Annotated in this window: 14 protein-coding genes and 1 pseudogene; 8 read left to right on the top strand and 7 right to left on the bottom strand. The window is 67.7% G+C overall.

The window, feature by feature from the left end; genetic code table 11:
• Positions 1-168 precede the first annotated feature (168 nt).
• On the top strand, positions 169-1,680 hold the full coding sequence (locus tag VF584_13735; protein ID HEX8211230.1) for a DUF1990 family protein: 1,512 nt from the start codon (positions 169-171) through the stop codon (positions 1,678-1,680).
• 134 nt (positions 1,681-1,814) lie between these two features.
• Here the strand turns inward: VF584_13735 and VF584_13730 are convergent, their stop codons facing one another.
• Positions 1,815-3,191, bottom strand: a complete 1,377-nt coding sequence (locus VF584_13730; protein HEX8211229.1) for a DUF1343 domain-containing protein — start codon at positions 3,189-3,191, stop codon at positions 1,815-1,817.
• A 150-nt stretch (positions 3,192-3,341) separates the two neighbouring features.
• On the opposite strand from VF584_13730, the gene VF584_13725 reads away from it, so the two are divergent.
• The 6 genes from VF584_13725 to VF584_13700 all read left to right on the top strand — a co-directional run bounded on the left by VF584_13725 (position 3,342) and on the right by VF584_13700 (position 10,558).
• Positions 3,342-4,592, top strand: coding sequence for a GNAT family N-acetyltransferase (locus tag VF584_13725; protein ID HEX8211228.1), 1,251 nt, complete (start codon positions 3,342-3,344; stop codon positions 4,590-4,592).
• 271 nt (positions 4,593-4,863) lie between these two features.
• On the top strand, positions 4,864-6,564 hold the full coding sequence (locus VF584_13720) for an ABC transporter substrate-binding protein (GenBank protein ID HEX8211227.1): 1,701 nt from the start codon (positions 4,864-4,866) through the stop codon (positions 6,562-6,564).
• Positions 6,565-6,739: 175 nt separating this feature from the next.
• A complete protein-coding gene (locus VF584_13715) occupies positions 6,740-8,179 on the top strand; it encodes an ATP-binding protein (protein HEX8211226.1) in 1,440 nt (479 codons plus the stop codon).
• A 101-nt stretch (positions 8,180-8,280) separates the two neighbouring features.
• Positions 8,281-9,291 (top strand): FAD binding domain-containing protein, encoded by a 1,011-nt coding sequence (locus tag VF584_13710; GenBank protein HEX8211225.1) that lies wholly within the window; start codon positions 8,281-8,283, stop codon positions 9,289-9,291.
• Between the two features lie 279 nt (positions 9,292-9,570).
• Entirely contained in the window at positions 9,571-10,065 is a 495-nt protein-coding gene (locus VF584_13705; protein HEX8211224.1) for a hypothetical protein, read from the top strand.
• Entirely contained in the window at positions 10,058-10,558 is a 501-nt protein-coding gene (locus VF584_13700) for a hypothetical protein (GenBank protein HEX8211223.1), read from the top strand. Before VF584_13705 ends, VF584_13700 begins: the two co-directional genes overlap by 8 nt.
• A 71-nt stretch (positions 10,559-10,629) precedes the next feature.
• On the opposite strand, the gene VF584_13695 is transcribed toward VF584_13700, so the two are convergent.
• The 6 genes from VF584_13695 to VF584_13670 form a co-directional block, all read right to left on the bottom strand.
• Positions 10,630-10,821: a hypothetical protein gene (locus VF584_13695; GenBank protein ID HEX8211222.1), complete on the bottom strand. Its 192-nt coding sequence runs from the start codon at positions 10,819-10,821 to the stop codon at positions 10,630-10,632.
• A 1-nt stretch (position 10,822) separates the two neighbouring features.
• Positions 10,823-11,677 carry a Phenylacetic acid catabolic protein gene (locus tag VF584_13690; GenBank protein ID HEX8211221.1) on the bottom strand — a complete coding sequence of 285 codons (855 nt, stop codon included), beginning with the start codon at positions 11,675-11,677 and terminating at the stop codon, positions 10,823-10,825.
• Positions 11,674-11,970 (bottom strand): hypothetical protein, encoded by a 297-nt coding sequence (locus VF584_13685; GenBank protein HEX8211220.1) that lies wholly within the window; start codon positions 11,968-11,970, stop codon positions 11,674-11,676. Before VF584_13685 ends, VF584_13690 begins: the two co-directional genes overlap by 4 nt.
• A gap of 110 nt (positions 11,971-12,080) precedes the next feature.
• The gene (locus VF584_13680) at positions 12,081-12,401 is read right to left on the bottom strand and encodes a metal-sulfur cluster assembly factor (GenBank protein HEX8211219.1); all 321 of its coding nucleotides are present in this window, start codon (positions 12,399-12,401) and stop codon (positions 12,081-12,083) included.
• A 110-nt stretch (positions 12,402-12,511) separates the two neighbouring features.
• Complete coding sequence (locus VF584_13675; protein HEX8211218.1) at positions 12,512-13,453, bottom strand: Phenylacetic acid catabolic protein; 942 nt, start codon at positions 13,451-13,453, stop codon at positions 12,512-12,514.
• 457 nt (positions 13,454-13,910) lie between these two features.
• The gene (locus tag VF584_13670) at positions 13,911-16,088 is read right to left on the bottom strand and encodes a tetratricopeptide repeat protein (protein ID HEX8211217.1); all 2,178 of its coding nucleotides are present in this window, start codon (positions 16,086-16,088) and stop codon (positions 13,911-13,913) included.
• Positions 16,089-16,338: 250 nt separating this feature from the next.
• Between VF584_13670 and VF584_13665 the strand changes: the two are divergent.
• Positions 16,339-16,555, top strand: a pseudogene (locus tag VF584_13665) (IS701 family transposase).

The raw sequence follows: 16,555 nt of genomic DNA, 5'->3' as shown, positions 1-16,555 counted from the left end.
GCGTGCGAGCTCCCGTGAAGCACCGGCGGCGGCCGGGCGGGATGGCAGCTTTTTTAGCACTGGGTGAGTACAGTATGCACTCTCGCGCGTTCTAGTGCCAGTGCCGGAACTGATGTTGGCACCTGAAATGCGAGCGCGGCCCCCAACCTTACAGCGGAAGGGGGGCGGATGAAAGTGCTGGTCACGGGGGGAACGGGGGTCGTCGGGAAGGCTTCGGTGGACCGTCTGCTGGCCGCGGGGCACCGGGTGCGGCTCCTCTCACGCCACGCGGAGGACGATGCGCGCCAATGGCCCGAGGGTGTCGAACCCCACACCGGCGACGTCACCAGCGACGAGGGGGTTCGCGGCGCGGCGGAGGGGTGCGACGCGGTCCTGCACGTGGTGGGGATCGTGGCCGAGAACCCGCCCGCGGTCACCTTCCAGGCCGTCAACGTGGACGGCACGCGGCGCATGGCGCGCGAGGCGAAGCGGGCCGGCGTGCGGCGCTTCGTCTACGTGTCGTCGCTGGGGGCGAACGGCGGAGAGTCGGACTACCACCGCTCCAAGTTCGCGGGCGAGGCGGCGGTGCGCGAAGAGGACCCGCCGGGGTGGCTGATCGTGCGCCCCGGCAACGTCTACGGCCCGGGCGACGAGGTCATCTCCACGCTCCTCAAAATGGTGCGCACCATGCCCGCCATCCCGCTGGTGGGGATGGGCGACCAGCCCTTCCAGCCGGTGTGGCACGAGGATCTGGGCGAGGCGCTGGCCCGCGCCGTCATCAACCCCGAGCCGGTGCGCCAGGCGCTGGACCTGGCCGGCCCCGAGGTCACCAACACGCGCGAGATCCTGGAGCGGCTGGAGGCGCTGACCGACATGCACCCGGTGCACCTTCCCGTCCCGGAGCTCCTCACCAGGCTGGGCGCGCGCGCGGCGGAGACGGTGGGGATCGAGCTTCCCATCAAGGAAGACCAGGTCACCATGCTCATCGAGGGGAACCTGATCCCCCCCGGCGCGCCCAACGCGCTGACGGACACCTTTGGCGTGCAGCCGCTGGGGCTGGACGCGGGGCTGCGCAGGCTGGTGGACGCGCTCCCCGAGGCGGTCCCCTCGGACGGCACGGGGAAGCTGGAGCGGCAGAGCTACTGGGCGGACATACGCGGTTCGCGCATGAGCGCGGACGAGATCTTCGAGCTGCTGCGCCGCGAGTTCTACACCCTCCCGCCCGAGGGACTGGTGAAGGTGGGGGTGGAGCCAGGCTCTCCACTGGTCCTGGACGAGGGGGAGACGCTGACGCTGTCGCTCCCCATGCGCGGCCACATCCAGGTGCGGGTGGCGGAGGCGCGCAACCGCGTCATCACGCTGCTCACGGTGGAGGGGCACCCGCTCTCCGGCGCCATCCGCTTCCTGGTGGAGGAGCGGGAGGGGGGAATCATCCGCTTCGAGATCCGCTCCTTCACCCGCGCCTCCAACCTGTTGGACATGGTGGCGATGCGCACCGCCGGCTTCCTGGCGCAGAAGGCAAACTGGCGCGCCGTGGTCGCCAAGGTCGTGGAGCGCAGCGGAGGCGAGGCCATTGACGGCGTGAAGGACGAGACCGGTTTCCTGAACGAGGAGGACGCGCGCGGCGTGGAGAAGTGGGTGGACGAGCTGGTGGTGGGCCTGCGCCGCGCCGAGGCGCCGGGGCTGGGGGAGGATACGTAGGGCCCTCACCCCCGCTCGTTCCTCGCTGCCCCCTCTCGCCGCGGCCCTCGAGACCGCTTCAGCGGTCTTCCCGTCGTTCCAGCCGGGGGCTTCAGCCCCCGGCGACGCGGCCCTCGATGCTTTATCCCGCTGCTTCACCCCCCGGTGGCGGTTCCTCCCGTGCGCGGATAGATGCGGTAGCGCTCGCGCTTGGTGCGGTTCCATTCGGCCAGCTCGCGGCGCCAGCGCTCGTCGATCACGCGCGGGTCCTCGCCGCGGTCGAAGGCGGCGCGGGCCCATTGCGAGCCGAGCATCTGCGTGAAGCCCGTGTTCTTGATCCTGAACTGCGCCGGGTTCTGCTTTTTCGCCTCGCTCAGCAGCACCAGCGCCGTGTACGCGGGGCGGTAGGTGGCGCGGTCCGTGACCTCCAGGCGCAGCGTGGTGAAGGTCTGGCCCTTGTAGTCCGTATCCACCGCGGGGTCCGTGGTGGGGGTGATCTGCGTGGGGGTCAGCCGCACGCCGGGCAGATTGTACTTCGCCACGGCCGCCAGCAGGCGGTTTGCGTCCAGCCAGGGGGCGCCCACGTAGTTGAAGGGCGCATCGGTGCCGCGGCCCACGTGCACCGTGGTCGCCTCGCCCAGCACGAGGCCGGTGAAGTTCAGCGCGGAAGTCACCGAGCGGATGTTGGGGCTGGGCGGGATGAAGCGGAGCCCCGTCTGCTCGAACCAGGTGCTCGGGTTCCAGTTCTCCGCCGGCACCACGTGCAGGTCGGCGCCGATCTTGGCGTCCTCGTTGTAGTAGCGCGCGATCTCGCCGGCGGTCATCCCGTGGCGGAGCGGGACGCTGTAGTAGCCGGTGATCACCTGCGTCACCGTCTTCACCTCCAGGTCCATCACCGGGCCGTCCTGCATGTCGGTGATGGGGTTGGGGCGGTCGAGAACGACGAAGGGGATCCCCTTCTTGGCGGCCTCCTCCATCGCCATCGCCATCGTCCACACAAAGGTGTAGACGCGCGCGCCGATGTCCTGGATGTCGAAGACCAGCACGTCCACGTTCTCCAGCTCCGCGGCGGTGGGGCGCTGCGTGCGGTCGTAGAGCGAGTGCACCACCACGCCGGTCTTGGTGTCGCGCCCGCCCACGAAGGTGGCGCCGGCCTCCAGGTTGCCGCGGATGCCGTGCTCCGGGCCGAAGAGGGCCACGAGCTGAATGCCCGGGGTGCGGGCGAGGACGTCGGCGCCCAGCTCGCCGGAGCGGGTGACGGCGCTCTGGTTGGTGATGAGGCCCACCCGCTTGCCGCGCACCAGGTGCATGGAGTCGCGCAGGAGGATCTCGATTCCGGGGATCACCGCGCTGCCCGTGCTGGGCGGCTGCTGCGCGCGGTCGGCCGTGGCCGTGGCGGTGGGGCGCGCCACGGAGTCCGCGGAGCCCGCGGCGGTCTCCGGAGGCGAGCCGGTGCGGCATGCGCCCATGGCCAGCAGGGTGGCGGCGAGGGCGGCGGAGCGAATGGAGATCAGGGCTTGGCGATGCGTCATGGCCGTCCGTAAGTTGAGCGATCCGCCGCCCGTCCGGGCGCGCGGCACGGTACCCGCATTGCCGCACCCCGGGCGCGGCGAGTAGAGGGGCATCGCTGCGAAAGGCGCGCCACACCGGCGCGGGCCAGCACATAAAGGGGAGGGGGAGGGGTGAGCGAGACGTTCCGCCCGGCGCGGCCGGACGAGGTGCCCGAGGTGGCCCGGCTGGAGTCGCACAGCTTTCCGTCCACCACACGCACCCATCACTGGTGGGAGGAATGGCTGGTCAACGGCCCGCACGGGGGGCTGGAATCGCTGTGGGTGGCCGAGGAGCACGGCCGCCTGATCGGCGCCTGCCAGCTCCTCTGGCTGCGGCAGTGGATCGCCGGGGTCGCCATGCCGGTGATGGGGCTCGCCTCCGTCGCCATCGCCCCCACGCACCGGCGGCGGGGGCTGGCGGGGCGCATGCTGACCGCCGGATTCGACCACGCCCGCGAGCGCGGCGACGTGGGCTCGGCGCTCTACCCCTTTCGCGCGTCGTTCTACGAGCAGCTCGGCTACGGGCTGGCCGGCGAGGCGCACCAGTACCAGCTCGCCCCAGGCCTGCTGCCGGACGACAAGGCGGAGCGGATGAAGGTGCGGCTGGTGGACTCGCCCGAGGACATGGCGGCCATGCGCGCCGTCTACGCCCAGGCCGCCCAGCGCCTGCAGAGCGGGCAGCTGGACCGCACCGTCCGCTCCTGGCGCAACTCGTGGGGAAGCGAGGACCAGGCGGCCGTCGTCTATTGGGGCGAGAGCGGCGAGGCGGAGGGGTACGCCATCGTCCGCTACCGCGCCGACCTCCCCATCGACAAGCGCTTCCTGGAGGTGGAGGAGCGCGTCTGGCTGACCCTCGGTGCGCAGCGCGGCCTCTACGCCTGGATGTCGTCGCTGGGCGACCAGTGGCGCGAGATCGTCTACCGCGCGCACCCGGAAGAGGGTTTCGGCGACCGGATCAGCGAGCCGCGCCTGCCGCTGTTGAGCAACCCGGGCTGGGGCCTCTGGTTCCCCTCCGCCACCCTTCTCCGCGGCCCCATGTTCCGCGTCCTCGACGTTCCCGAGGCGCTTGGGATGCGCTCGCTGCAGCCCGAGGAGGAGATGACGCTGCGGCTGGAGGTGAACGACGGCCAGGTGGCGGAGAACCGCGGCCCGTGGCGCGTGCGGATGGAGGGCGGCCGGATGGACGTGGAGCCGTTTCGCGGCGGCGCGGTGGACGCCACCTTCTCGCTCCCCATGGACACGCTGTCGCGCATCTTCGTCGGCGCGCTCGCCCCCTGGCAGGCGATCGCCGGCGGCCTCGCCACCATCGACCGGCCGGAGTTCACCAAGGCGCTCGACCATGCCTGGGGAGTGCCGAAGCCGTGGACGTTCGACAAGTTTTGAACGGCAGTCCTAAGTGCTAAGTCCTAAAGTGCTGGGTCTGCAGTTCAGCACTTGGCACTTGGCACTTGGCACTTGGCACTTGGCACTTGGCACTTGGCACTTGGCACTTGGCACTTGGCACTTGGCACTTGGCACTTAGCACTTGGCCTTGGCCTTGGCACTTAGCACTTAGCACTTAGCACTTAGCACTTGGCACTGAGCACTAGGCACTTTTCCTGCGCCGCACCCGGCGATCGCGTGCGACGAACAACCCCTTCTGAAAGGCGGGCAGATGAGGCTTCTGCATCGGTGGGCGGCGCGCGGAGCCGGCGCGCTGGCGGTCTGTGCGGCGCTGGGTGCCGCGGCGTGCGGGGGCGGGGGCGGTGATGCCGGCGGCGGCGGGGCGGCGGAGGAAGCGCCTCCGGGCGGCTACAAGACGTTCGGCGGCGGGCCTCCGGGAGGGACGCTGATCGTCCTCTGGGATCGCGAGCCGGACAACCTCAACCCGCTCACCTTCGACGCGTCGCCGTCGTACAACCTCGTCCACCTGATGTTCAGGGCGCTGGCGCGGCGCGACAGCACGCTCAGCAACTACGTTCCCGACCTCCTGGAGTCGTGGCAGGTGAACGGGAACACGGTGGTGATGAAGGTGCGCCCCGGCCTCAAGTGGCACGACGAAAAGCCGGTGACCGCGGACGACGTGGTGTTCACCATCGAGCGCCAAAAGGATGAGAACGTCGGCTCACCCCGCAAGCCGGACGTGGAGGGGGTGGAGTCGGTGCGCATGGTGGACTCGATGACGGTGGAGGCGAGGCTCTCGCGGATGAGCCCCGCGGCGGTCAACGCGCTCCTGGAGGTGATCCCCGTCCCCAAGCACATCCTCAAGGACGTGGCCCCGGCGCAGATGCGCTTCCACGCCTTCGGCCGCCAGCCGGTGGGGAACGGCCTCTACCGCTTCGGAAGCTGGGAGCAGGGGCGGCAGGTGACGGTCAACGCCAACACCACCGCGCTGGGCGGGCGTCCGTCGATCGACCGCATCATCGTGCGCAACGTCCCCGAGCCGAGCGCCCGCCTCACCTCGCTCCTCAACGGCGAGGGCGACCTCACCAAGGTGTCGGCGGACCAGAAGGGGCGCGTGGAGAGCTCGCAGGCCGTGAAGCTGCACCACACCCCGCGCGTGCGCCCGGGATGGATCGCGTGGAACGTGGACAAGGAGCCCGTGAGCGACATCCGGGTGCGGCAGGCGTTCCTGATGTCGATCAACCGCCCCGCGCTCGTCGAGGGCCTCCTGCGCGGGGCGGGCGAGCCGGCTCTGTCGCCCATCCCGCCCGCGCTCCGCGAGCACTCGCGCGACGTGCGCACCATCCCGTACGACGTCGCGGGCGCCGGGCGCCTGCTGGACGCCGCGGGCTGGCGCGACACCAACGGCGACGGGATACGCGACAAGGGCGGGAGGCCGCTGAACCTGGAGATCGAGTTCAGCTCCAGCGACCCCATGCGCCCGGACATGCTGGTGGGGATGCAGAGCCAGGCCAAGCAGGCCGGCATCAACCTGGTCCTCAAGCCGATGGAGAGCACCACCTGGGTCTCGCGCCTCCGCGCGCGCCAGTTCACCGGCTCGTTCTGGGGCTGGGGATGGGGCCCGGGGGTGATGGCGCCCAACGCGGAAGCCATCTGGCACTCGCGCTCCATTCCCCCGGGCGGCGCCAACTTCGCCGGCTACAAGAACCCGCGGGTCGACGCCCTCATCGATTCCCTCCTGGTGGAGGCGGACACGACGCGTGCCCGCGCCATGTGGCGCACGCTGGAGCAGACGGCGATCGACGACGCCGTCTACGCGCCCATCTTCCTGGACCCGGAGTTCTACGGCGTCAGCGCGCGCTTCTCCAACGTCAAGTTCCGTGGTCCGGAGTGGTGGGAGGACGTGATCTTCTGGAGCATCCCCACGAACCGGCGGACCGCGCGGGACCGGATGGCGGCGCAGGTTAAATGAGGGGATGAGGGGATGGGGGATGAAGGGATGAAGGGATGTAGTTCCCCATCCCCCATCCCCTCATCCCCCATCCCTGTAGTTCAGTGGGAACAGACGCCGCCCCCCGGGGGTCCAACCATCCAGTAGAGCGTGGCGGGCATTCCGGCCCGCGCAGGAGCAGCACCCGGAGTATCGTGTGACCGTGTCCGTCGTACCCGAGCGCATTCCGGCCCTCGAAGCCCTTTCGGACGGCTTCTGCATGGTGGGCCCGGAGTGGCGCCTCACCTTCTGCAACGCCGCCGCCGAGCGGATGCTGGGCACCCCCCGCGAGGAGCTGCTCGGCCTCCACGTATCCGACGCCTTCCCGGACGCGGACGAGGCGTTCGTGCGCGAGCGCCTGTCGCGGGCGCGTAACGCGGACGGGCCGGTCCGCGTGCCTGGCGAGGAGATCTTCCCCGGCGCGCCGCACCGCTTCTGCGTGATCGTCACGCCCGCCGAGGAAGGCATCGCGCTCCAGCTTCGCGCCGTGGAGCCGGATGCGGGACGCTCGCGCGGGCTGCTGGAGTCGCTGCGGCACGGGTGCGTGGCGGTGGATGCGGCGGGGCGGATCACGTACGCCAACCGCGCCGCCCGTGGTGTCTTCGGCGCCCGCCGCGATGCCGTTCCCGGCGCGGAGATCTGGCAGCTGCTCCCCGAGGAGCCGGCCCTCCTCCGCGACACCCTGCGCGCGGCGCTGGCTGACGGGAAGCCGCACCGGCTCCACGCCATCGCGGTCGAAGCAGAGCCCTTTCGCGGGCGCTACTTCGACGTGTGGACGCGCCCGCTGACGGACGGCGGCGCCTCGATCCTGTTCGAGGACGTGACGGCGCGCGTGGAGCGCGACAGGGACCTGGCCCGCTACGCCGCCGAGGCCGAGGAGGCGAGCCGGGCCCGCGCCCGCTTCTTCGCCGCGGCCAGCCACGAGCTGCGCACGCCGCTGCACGCCATCGTCGGCTACTCGCACCTCCTGGCCACCGCCACCTTCGGCGACATGCCGCGCGAGGCCCAGCGCGCCGCCGAGCGCTCCAGCATGTGCGCCGAGCACCTGTCGCGCCTCGTGGACGACGTCCTTCTCCTCTCCACCACCGAGATCGACCGCCTGCGCGTGGTTCCGGTGCGGCTCGCCCCGGCGGACTTCCTGCACGCCGCCATGGAGCCGCTCCGCGTGCAGGCCGAGGCGAAGGGGCTCTCCTTCACCATCGTCGCCCCCGAGACGCTCCCCGCGGTCGAGAGCGACCCGGAGCGGCTGCGGCAGGTGCTGCAGGCGGTGGTGGGGAACGCCCTCAAGTTCACCCCGCGCGGCAGCGTCCGCGTGGAGGCGCGCACCGCGGGCGACCCCGGCACCCTGGAGTTCCGCGTCGCCGACACCGGCCCGGGCATCCCCGCCGCCGACCGCGAGCGGATCTTCCAGCCGTTCGAACAGCTTTGCGACCCATCCCGAACCGATTCCGCCACCCGCGGCACAGGTTTGGGGCTCACGGTCGCCCGACAGCTCGCGCGTCGCCTGCACGGCACGCTCGACGTGGAGGACGGGGAAGCGGCCGAGGGCGCCGTCTTCCGCCTGCGGGTCCCGGTGAACTTCCCATCGCAGAGCTGATCACGCGAGCCACGACGGCCCGCGCCCTTTCCGGGTCGCGGGCCGTTTCGCTATGTTGCGCGAGCATTTGCGCGCGTTCCGCATCCTCACGACCGACCCCCATGCTGCGTCTTCACGAGTACCGCTACCACCGTCCCGAGCGCCTCGCCGACGCGCTCGCGCTGCTGCGCGGGCACGAGGATGCGCTCGCCATCGCCGGCGGCACGGACCTGATGCCGAACATGAAGCACCGCCTCTTCACCCCGCGCCACCTGGTCGCGGTCAAGGGAATCGCGGAGCTGCGCGGCATCGGCCTGGCGGACGGCGCGGGGAACATGGTGGCGGATGACTCGCCCGACGCGCGGGAGCTGGTGATCGGCGCCGGCGCCACGCTCACCGAGGTGTCGCGCAACCCGCTGGTGCGCCGCCACTTTCCCTCGCTGGCCGAGGCCGCCGGCAAGGTGGCCGCCCCGCAGATCCGCAACTCCGGCACGATGGGCGGCAATCTTTGCCTGGACACGCGCTGCACCTACTACAACCAGTCCTACTTCTGGCGCGAGGCCCTGGGCTTCTGCCTCAAGAAGGACGGCGACGTCTGCCACGTCACCAGGGTCGGCAAGAAGTGCGTCGCCGCCCACTCCGCCGACACGCCCCCCGTGCTGATGACGCTCGGCGCCTCGCTCGACCTCGCATCCGCCGACGGCGCGCGCACGCTCTCGGTCGCGGACTTCTTCATCGCCGACGGCAAGTCGAACACGCTGCGCTGCCGCGACGAGCTCATCCACCGCATCCGCATCCCGCTGCCCGGGCCCGGACTGCGCACCGCATACCGCAAGGTGAGGCAGCGCAACTCGGTCGACTACCCCCTCCTCTCCATCGCCGCCGCCGCGCGCCTCACGCCCGACAGCCGCGTCGAATCGCTGTCGCTGGTCGTCTCCGCGCTGGGAGCGAAGCCGCGCGTGGTCTCGGGGCTGGACAAGCTCGCCGGCGCCCCGCTCCGCGAGGTGGTGGACGCCGCCGCCCAACTCGCCTTCAAGCAGTGCCACCCCCTCGAGAACCTCATCGTGGACCCCGACTGGCGTCACGCCATGGTCCCCGTCTACGTCCGCCGCGCCCTCGAGGAGATGGCCTGACGGTCGCCCCGGCCCTCCCCTCCATCCTCCTCGACCTCCCGCCCGTCGCACCGAATCCCGTAGGGGCAGACCCACGTGACCCACGTGTCTGCCCGCCCTTTCCCCGCCTCGACCACCGCTACACGCGCCGGCGTAGACCCCATCTTCACGGTCACGGCTCCTACTCCGCCACCCGCCGAACCATCTCTGTCGGAACCCCCGAATACCCCTTGTCGCCACGCCGGCAGCGGTGCAGCTTTTGCGCTCCATTCTCGCCGAAACGTTGAGCGCACCAGGGCCGTGGCACTGACTACAGAGCAAATCGGGAAGCTGGCCGAGTACATCGTCTCGACGGACCTCTCGCGGCCAGTGAAGGGCGGCTACGAGCGTGCTCTCTTCAGGATGACGCACCTGGGCGACGCCTATCCGACGATTGACTTCCTGGTCGATATCCTTGGACCGGGAGCGGAGGCGCAGGGCTTTTTCTTTGCTCGGGTAAAGGGGACGGTTCAGAAGGCATCCTCTGCGGGGAGGCTTCCCGTCGCGATGCGGCCGGACAGGTTCAACAAAATGGTGGCGATCCCGGCCCCCACGTACCTCATTGGGGTGGACGTACGCTCCGAGAACTCGTACATCGTCGCGGCTCATGATCGCCGGTCGAGCCGGGTATCGAGCATCACGCGGGAGTATCCCCTGCGCAACGACGCGGTCAGGACCGGGTTGTACCAGGAGGTTGAGAGCTTCTGGAAAGCGAGCCGGCGTGCACTTCGGCACACGAGGTTCAAGGATGTCTAACCCGCAGGCGTTTCTCGAAATCGAACCGGGAGGGCCGGAATACGTCGGCTGGCGCAGCAGGATTCTGGCGGAGCTGGCGCTGGCTCGCGTTCCGGAGTTGACGGTGTTCAAGGATCCGCCCGGCCAGGAGTACGACCTCGTGGTAGCCACTGACGACGGCCTTTTCTTTCAGGTTGGCGTGAGGGGCTTTTCCTCATTCCGAACCAAGGCGGGGCAGATCGACGCCATCCCGGAGCTGCGCTGGCCCGTCGCCGCGACAGAGGTACGGCGGGCTCGGAGGAATCTGAGCCCAGTCGTTCTCTTCCTTTTCGATGCGGACCGGGATCACGGGCGCTATGCCCGCCTGGACGTGCTGCCTGCCCCCGCCCGCGGCGCCAAGTCGGTCATGGTGAGCTTCCCCGTCTCCGACGTGCTCACCAGGGAGGGAGTCGAGCGGCTCGTGGCCGAGCTCCGGGCAACGCGCAGGCAGATGGCAGATTCGAGCGCGGCGTAGGTACGCAACGAGGGGGCGCCAGCCGCGGCGCCCCCTCGTCGATCAGACCGTCACCCCGTGTTAGCCGGGTCTCAGTCTTCCCACTTGATGTACTCGAAGCCCGTGCGGCAGCGGTTGCACCAGTACTGCGCGACGGAGAGCTGCCCACCGAACGGGTTGATCAGCCGGGTGTCGCGCCCGTCGCAAAAGGGGCAGGGCGCGGCGTCGGGGAGGGTGCTCTCCTCCACCTCGTCGGCGCGGCGGTCGGCGTGCGGCTCGGCCACGTCAGTCCAGGAGCATCGCGCGGTTCTTGTCGCCGCGGGCGCGGGCGGCGGTCTCCTCGTCCAGCACTCCGCTGGCGCGGCGGGTGGCGTCGTTCCAGCCGTCCCAGTGCAGCGTGGCGTCGCAACGCCACTCGCCGCCGTCCACCTGCGCGATTCCTAGCGACTCGGCCAGGCCGGCCTCGGCGAGCACTGGGCCCACGCGGCGGAGGAAGCGTGCGCGCAGGGCGGACGGCCCCTGCGATACGATCCCGTCGGACAGGAGGAGCTGGTTGGACTCCGCATCGTCGCGCCCGAGCCAGCGGAGCGCTTCGGGGAGATAGCCGGCCAGCGCCGCCGCGAACTCGCCGCGGACCACGGACACGCCGGCGATCCGCCGCGCCCACCCGGCCGAGTACTGGAAGTGGAAGCGCTCCTCGTCCAGCAGCTTCTGCACGCGGTTGTGCACGGGGACGTAGCGGCTGTCCAGCAGCGCGCCGTACTGCACCGTGAGTGCGGTGTCCAGCAGGAGCCCGGCGGCCACCGTCTCGCTCCACGAGCCGAAGCCGCGGTCGAGCGGCCCCATGCTTCGGTACTCCGCGGCGGCGCGCCCGTGCTCCAGTTCGCCCTTGGGGTCGTCGCCGAACTCGGATAGGAGTGCATAGGTCAGGCGCCCGTGCCCCCACTCGTCCTGCGCCATCGACGACGCGGCGATCCCCGCCTCCAGCGTGGGCGCGCCGAGCATCTTGTCCGAGTAGCGGAGGCCCAGCACACGCTTGCAGTCGGCCAGCGTCAGGATCAGGTCGCGGAGCGCGGCGCGGACGCCCTCGCCCAGCTCCTCCGCCTTCTCCACCCGCGCGGCTCCCTCTGCGATGCTCATTCGCCCTCCTTGATGGCCACATCGCTTCCGCCGTACGCCCCGGTGGCGCGCGCGTGGACGATCGAGTCCTCGGCGGCGGGGGCGTTGGCCGTCACGAACTGGCTTTCCCCCGGATCCACCGGGATGATGGCGCTGCGCGGAATGACGCACATCTCCGCCCAGTTCTGCTCGTCGTACGTCTTCCAGGCGTACACGCGCGCCAAGTCGTCGTCTGTCGCGTTGATGAAGCCGATGTGCCGCAGCGGCTCTTCGCGCCCCTTGCGCGCGAACACTTCGTATACGGGTTCTTTCATTTAGAGATCACGGTGCGGAGTGCTGGTCCGGGGTAAAAGTGCCTAGTGCCCAGTGCCAAGTGCCTAGTGGGAGGCTACTTGGTACTAGGCACTCGGCACTGGGCACTTCGTTACATCGACACACCCATCGTCTTCAGCATCTCCCGGCCCTCGGGCGAGATGCGGGCTTTGGTCCACGCGGGGGTCCACACCTCGTTGACCTTTACCTCGGCCACGCCGGGCTCGCGCTGCAGCCGGTCCTGGATGTCGAAGTGGATGAAGGCCATGCACGGGCAGGCCGTCGCCGTGAAGGTGAGGTCCACCTCCACCGCCATCCCCTCCCGCCGCACGTCGTAGATCAGCCCCAGGTCCACGAGCGAGATAGGGATCTCGGGGTCCATCACCTCGCGCAGCGCATCCCACAGCGCTCCCGTGCGCTCCTCCGCCGGCACCGGGTAGGATCGAAGTGCGTCAGTGCGTGAGTGCGTGAGTGCGCTGGACTCCTCGCCCGCACCGTACAAACGCACTGACGCACTCCCGCACTCACGCACTGCGGTCGCCGTCACGCCGCCTCCAGCATGCCCCGGAACGCCCGCCCTTCCTGGATCGACTCCACGAAGCGCTTGTTCGCGGGCCCGCGCCCCTTCCACCGCTCGAACACCTGGCTCCACGAGATCCCGCCCTCATCCATGAGCCAGCGCTTCTCGTCCTCGTCGTACTCGCAGGGGAAGGCGTAGTCCAGCACGAAGCGCTCGCGCCCCTCGTCCCAGTGCGCCGGCACCTTGATGCCGATCGACTCGCAGAGCGGCACGGTGGACTGCATCCACGTCTGCCGCAGCTCGTCGTTGGTCATCCCCTTGAGCTTGTAGTCGAGCTGGCCCGAATGGCGCTTCATGTCGTCCGGAAGCCCGAACCACTCCACCGCCATCGGGAACATCCAGTCCACGGCGCGCTGGATCGACTCCTTGGCCTCGCCGCCCGCGGCCGAGAGGCGCTTCATCCACATCTCGCCGTGGCGCAGGTGAAAGGTCTCCTCCTGGTCCACCTTGACCAGCGCGCGCTTGAGCGGGCCGTACGACGTGTTCTTGAAGACGTCGCCCAGCAGGGTGATCCCGGCGCGATCGTAGAGGCCGTTGGCCACCACCAGCTCCGCCCAGTTCTCCAGCGGGTGGTCGAAGCCGTACGGGTGCTTGAACTCGTGCGCCTGGCGGCCGTACACGAGCTGCTCCTTGTCCATCCCCAAATCTTCGAGGAGGCGGTACGCGATGTTAGCGTGCGCCAGCTCGTCCTGGATGATGGCCGTGGCGCTCACCATCGTGTTGGTGGACGGCGCGTCCTTGGCCGCCCCGAAGTACGCCGGCGCGGAGATCAGCTCCGTGTCCGCCTGCACCAGCAGCTGCACGATCAGCGCGTTCCGGTACCCCTCCGTCATCTCGTCGGGATACTCGACGATGAAGCCGTTGTGGACCTTTTCCTTGAGCTCTTCGTCAGTGTATCGGGCCATCCGATCCTCTCCCTCTGCGGGTGGAACGTGAAATTTCGTCTCATCGTTGTTCATCCGGTCGCCCCGCCTCGTCCGCGGAGCGGGCGATATCCTGGTCGTAGCAGTTGTAGTCCCGCACGAATGTCCGTTCGAACGATCGTTCGAGAGCGCTGAAGCTACGCCATCCAACCCTGAGCGTCAAGCCGAGGGGGCAGCGGTGCCGCGGAATGTAAGAGGAGAGGCGTAACTGACGCTAGCGCAGCATTCTCCCCCGAACCTCGAAATGGTGCTGATGATGAGAAGGGAAGAGGAACGGCTCTTATCGGGAGCCATGCAACTGGTTCACCCGTTGATCCCAAGCAGGCTCACTGCGGTGCATGGACCGCTAGCGCTGGTGCGGGAGGATTTCAGGGCACACGGGCCAGCGGCTGTTCGCGAGCAGGAATCCGCAGGGGCTTTCTTGATTGCATCCGCTCGCTTACGGCGCCGCGACGCCAAGTGCGTTGAGAGCCCCCATTGCCTCGACTGACCCCGCAGCAGCAGCTTTTCGGAACCAGTGGATCGCCTCTGCCTGATTTTTCCGTACACCTAGGCCATTATAATGTAGTGCTCCCAAATTATACATTCCTTGCGCGGATCCCGTATTGGCTGCCCGTAGGTACAACGTTCTCGCCGCCTCATAGTCTCGCCTTACTCCTATACCCTCTTGGTACATTGATCCGAGTTCAGACATCCCTCGGGATGACCTTGCGTCTGCTGCCGTCCTAAGCCAATGAATCGCCTTGTTCAGATCGGGAGAACCGGTTAGGCCAAGTTTATACATCAGGCCCGCGTTGACCATGGCGTTTAACGAGCCTGCGTTCGCTCCCTTCTCATACCAGTGCAGAGCGGAATCGGGACGAGATTGTACCCCTAGCCCTTGACGGTACATATCACCAATGTTGTTCATGGCTTCGGCGTACCCATTTCGCTCGGCCAATAGGAACCATTCCTTCGCAACCATGTAATTTCGGTCAACGCTAAGTCCGTCTTTGTAGACAATTCCTAGCGCGTTCATCGAGCGTGCGTCTCGTTTCGTGGCGCCTCGGCGGAGCCATTTCAATGCCATGTCATGATCTTTGTCGGTACCGAAACCGTTCAAATACATGATTCCTAAAAAGCCCATGGCCTCCGGGTTGCCCGCTTCGGCCGCTGCCGTGAATATGGGCAGTGCCTCGGCATATTCCTTCTCCGCATAGCGATGCCGGGCGGCTGCTATAGAGCCTGCGGTGCCCACCGGAGCGTTGTCTAGTCTTCCCGCGGAGCCGTTTGGGTTGGTGCTAGAGTCGAGCGGAGCGGCGGGAGCAGGGGATGGTTTAGGTTCTGGAGACGGGTTAGGTGGTACAGGTTCGTTCCTGGTACTATCTGCTGGGGGACGTGGAGCCGGAGGGGTAGGAGGGTTTTCGGGGTTCGCATTCAGAAGAACCGCGCCCAACAGAGCGACAAATGCAACGCTAGTCCCCCATAGCCACTTCCAACCCGCGCGTACGGCCCGGGGCAGAGGTGCGGGGGGTTCTGGTCGAAGGCTCTCACGAACATCGGCTTCTACTCGGAATTGGGACCTGCTCTCCAGATTGAGATCACCGGAATGTTCTCGTCGCGCACCTGCAGCATCGTCTCGTTCAAGCGCGGCATCGGTCTTACCGGCACCTTTGGAAGACAGGGAGTCGCGCCTCCCGACTAGCCGCACGTACGCGATGGGCAGCGGAAGCTTGTCATTCGTTTCGGGATCCGCCGCTTCGACACCATACTCACGGTACAGGCGCTCGAAGCTGTCGCTGTTCTGCCACCTCGGAGTGACAATGCCTCCTTTGAGCGCTGCCGCGGCGGCGGCGAGGAGTCGTTCGGGCGAGACGGAAGTGACTCGCTCACCAATTTCGTACGCGTAATCTCTGATGTAAAATAGCTTAAAGAGGAGCTCCACGGCGAGGTCCCGTGAAACAAGAATTGCGTCTGGGCCACTTGAGCGAGCCTCCCCCGGTATTCCAAGCATGCTACCGACGTGAGATGCAAGTGCCCGGAGAAGCGTGCCATCCACCCCCGCCACCGATAGCTTAACTCGTTCCGGCCACTGTCTAGGGGAGCATGGTTCTCGACAGAAGAGGTAGCAGGGATCCCACTTCCACAGAGCTTCACCAAGTAGATGATTCACATCATACCCTGGACTCCGCGTCGGCAGCTCATGGAGCACCGCCTGGATCGAGCAGACGATACCGTCGATTTTCCCATCCACATACCAGCGTTCGAGCAATTGCCTACATGCGGTAATCTTTTGTGTCGCGTCCCCCCGAAATACACGTAATGTCTTCCCGGTCAGGGTTTTCCCCCTCTCCTCGGCTATCCCTCCTGCTACGTCATCGAACTCCAGCAGCACGCCGAATCGTACCGCGGACTGCTCCAGCACGTGCAGGATCTCGGCACCCGTCGAACCACCGATGCTTAGGTAAGCCAAGCGTTCAAGCCGCGCACCATACGTATCAAGTTCAGCAAGGACCTCCTTCGCCTTGTTAACCCCTGATTGATTGAATGCCACATGATATTGAGTCTCGGCATCGCTACCCGGCCGTTCACTGCTATAACCGAGCAGTTCCTTAATGCGATTATTGAGGTCAGTCATGGAGACCCTGAAGAGTAGGTGCGGACTCAGCCTATAAGTTTCGAGTGCAGTCGTCCGTGCAATCCGCACGTTTACCGGTTCAACAGCTACCTCCACCAGAAGTCGCTGATCCCGTGGCGCATGGCGGGTGAGGGAACCAACCTCCGCGCCGGCGCGGTCAATCGATCAGTTCCCACCGATAGGAGTTACGCAGTTGGCTGTAAGCAGGTAGCTTACAGCTATGAACGCATCCAAGGTGATTGATAGCCACTACATACAGTTCCTGATCGCCAGTCCGCGCATGGTGAGTGGCACGGAAGCCGCCCGCGTGCATCCGGAGAGCGGAACTGAAGCGCCAGCGCACGATGCGTTTACGCGCTTGCTACACCGGCTGGAGCCCGATCCAGAGACCTTGTGGCAGGAGGCTCGCACTCAGGTCCGGCGCCGCCGAGGCGTGCTGGTGCTGGACGATACCACGTTGGACAAGC

Source organism: Longimicrobium sp. (assembly GCA_036389135.1).
Lineage (GTDB): Bacteria > Gemmatimonadota > Gemmatimonadetes > Longimicrobiales > Longimicrobiaceae > Longimicrobium.
Note: the sequence above shows the minus strand (reverse complement) of the source record. Positions and strands in the feature narration are given on the sequence as shown.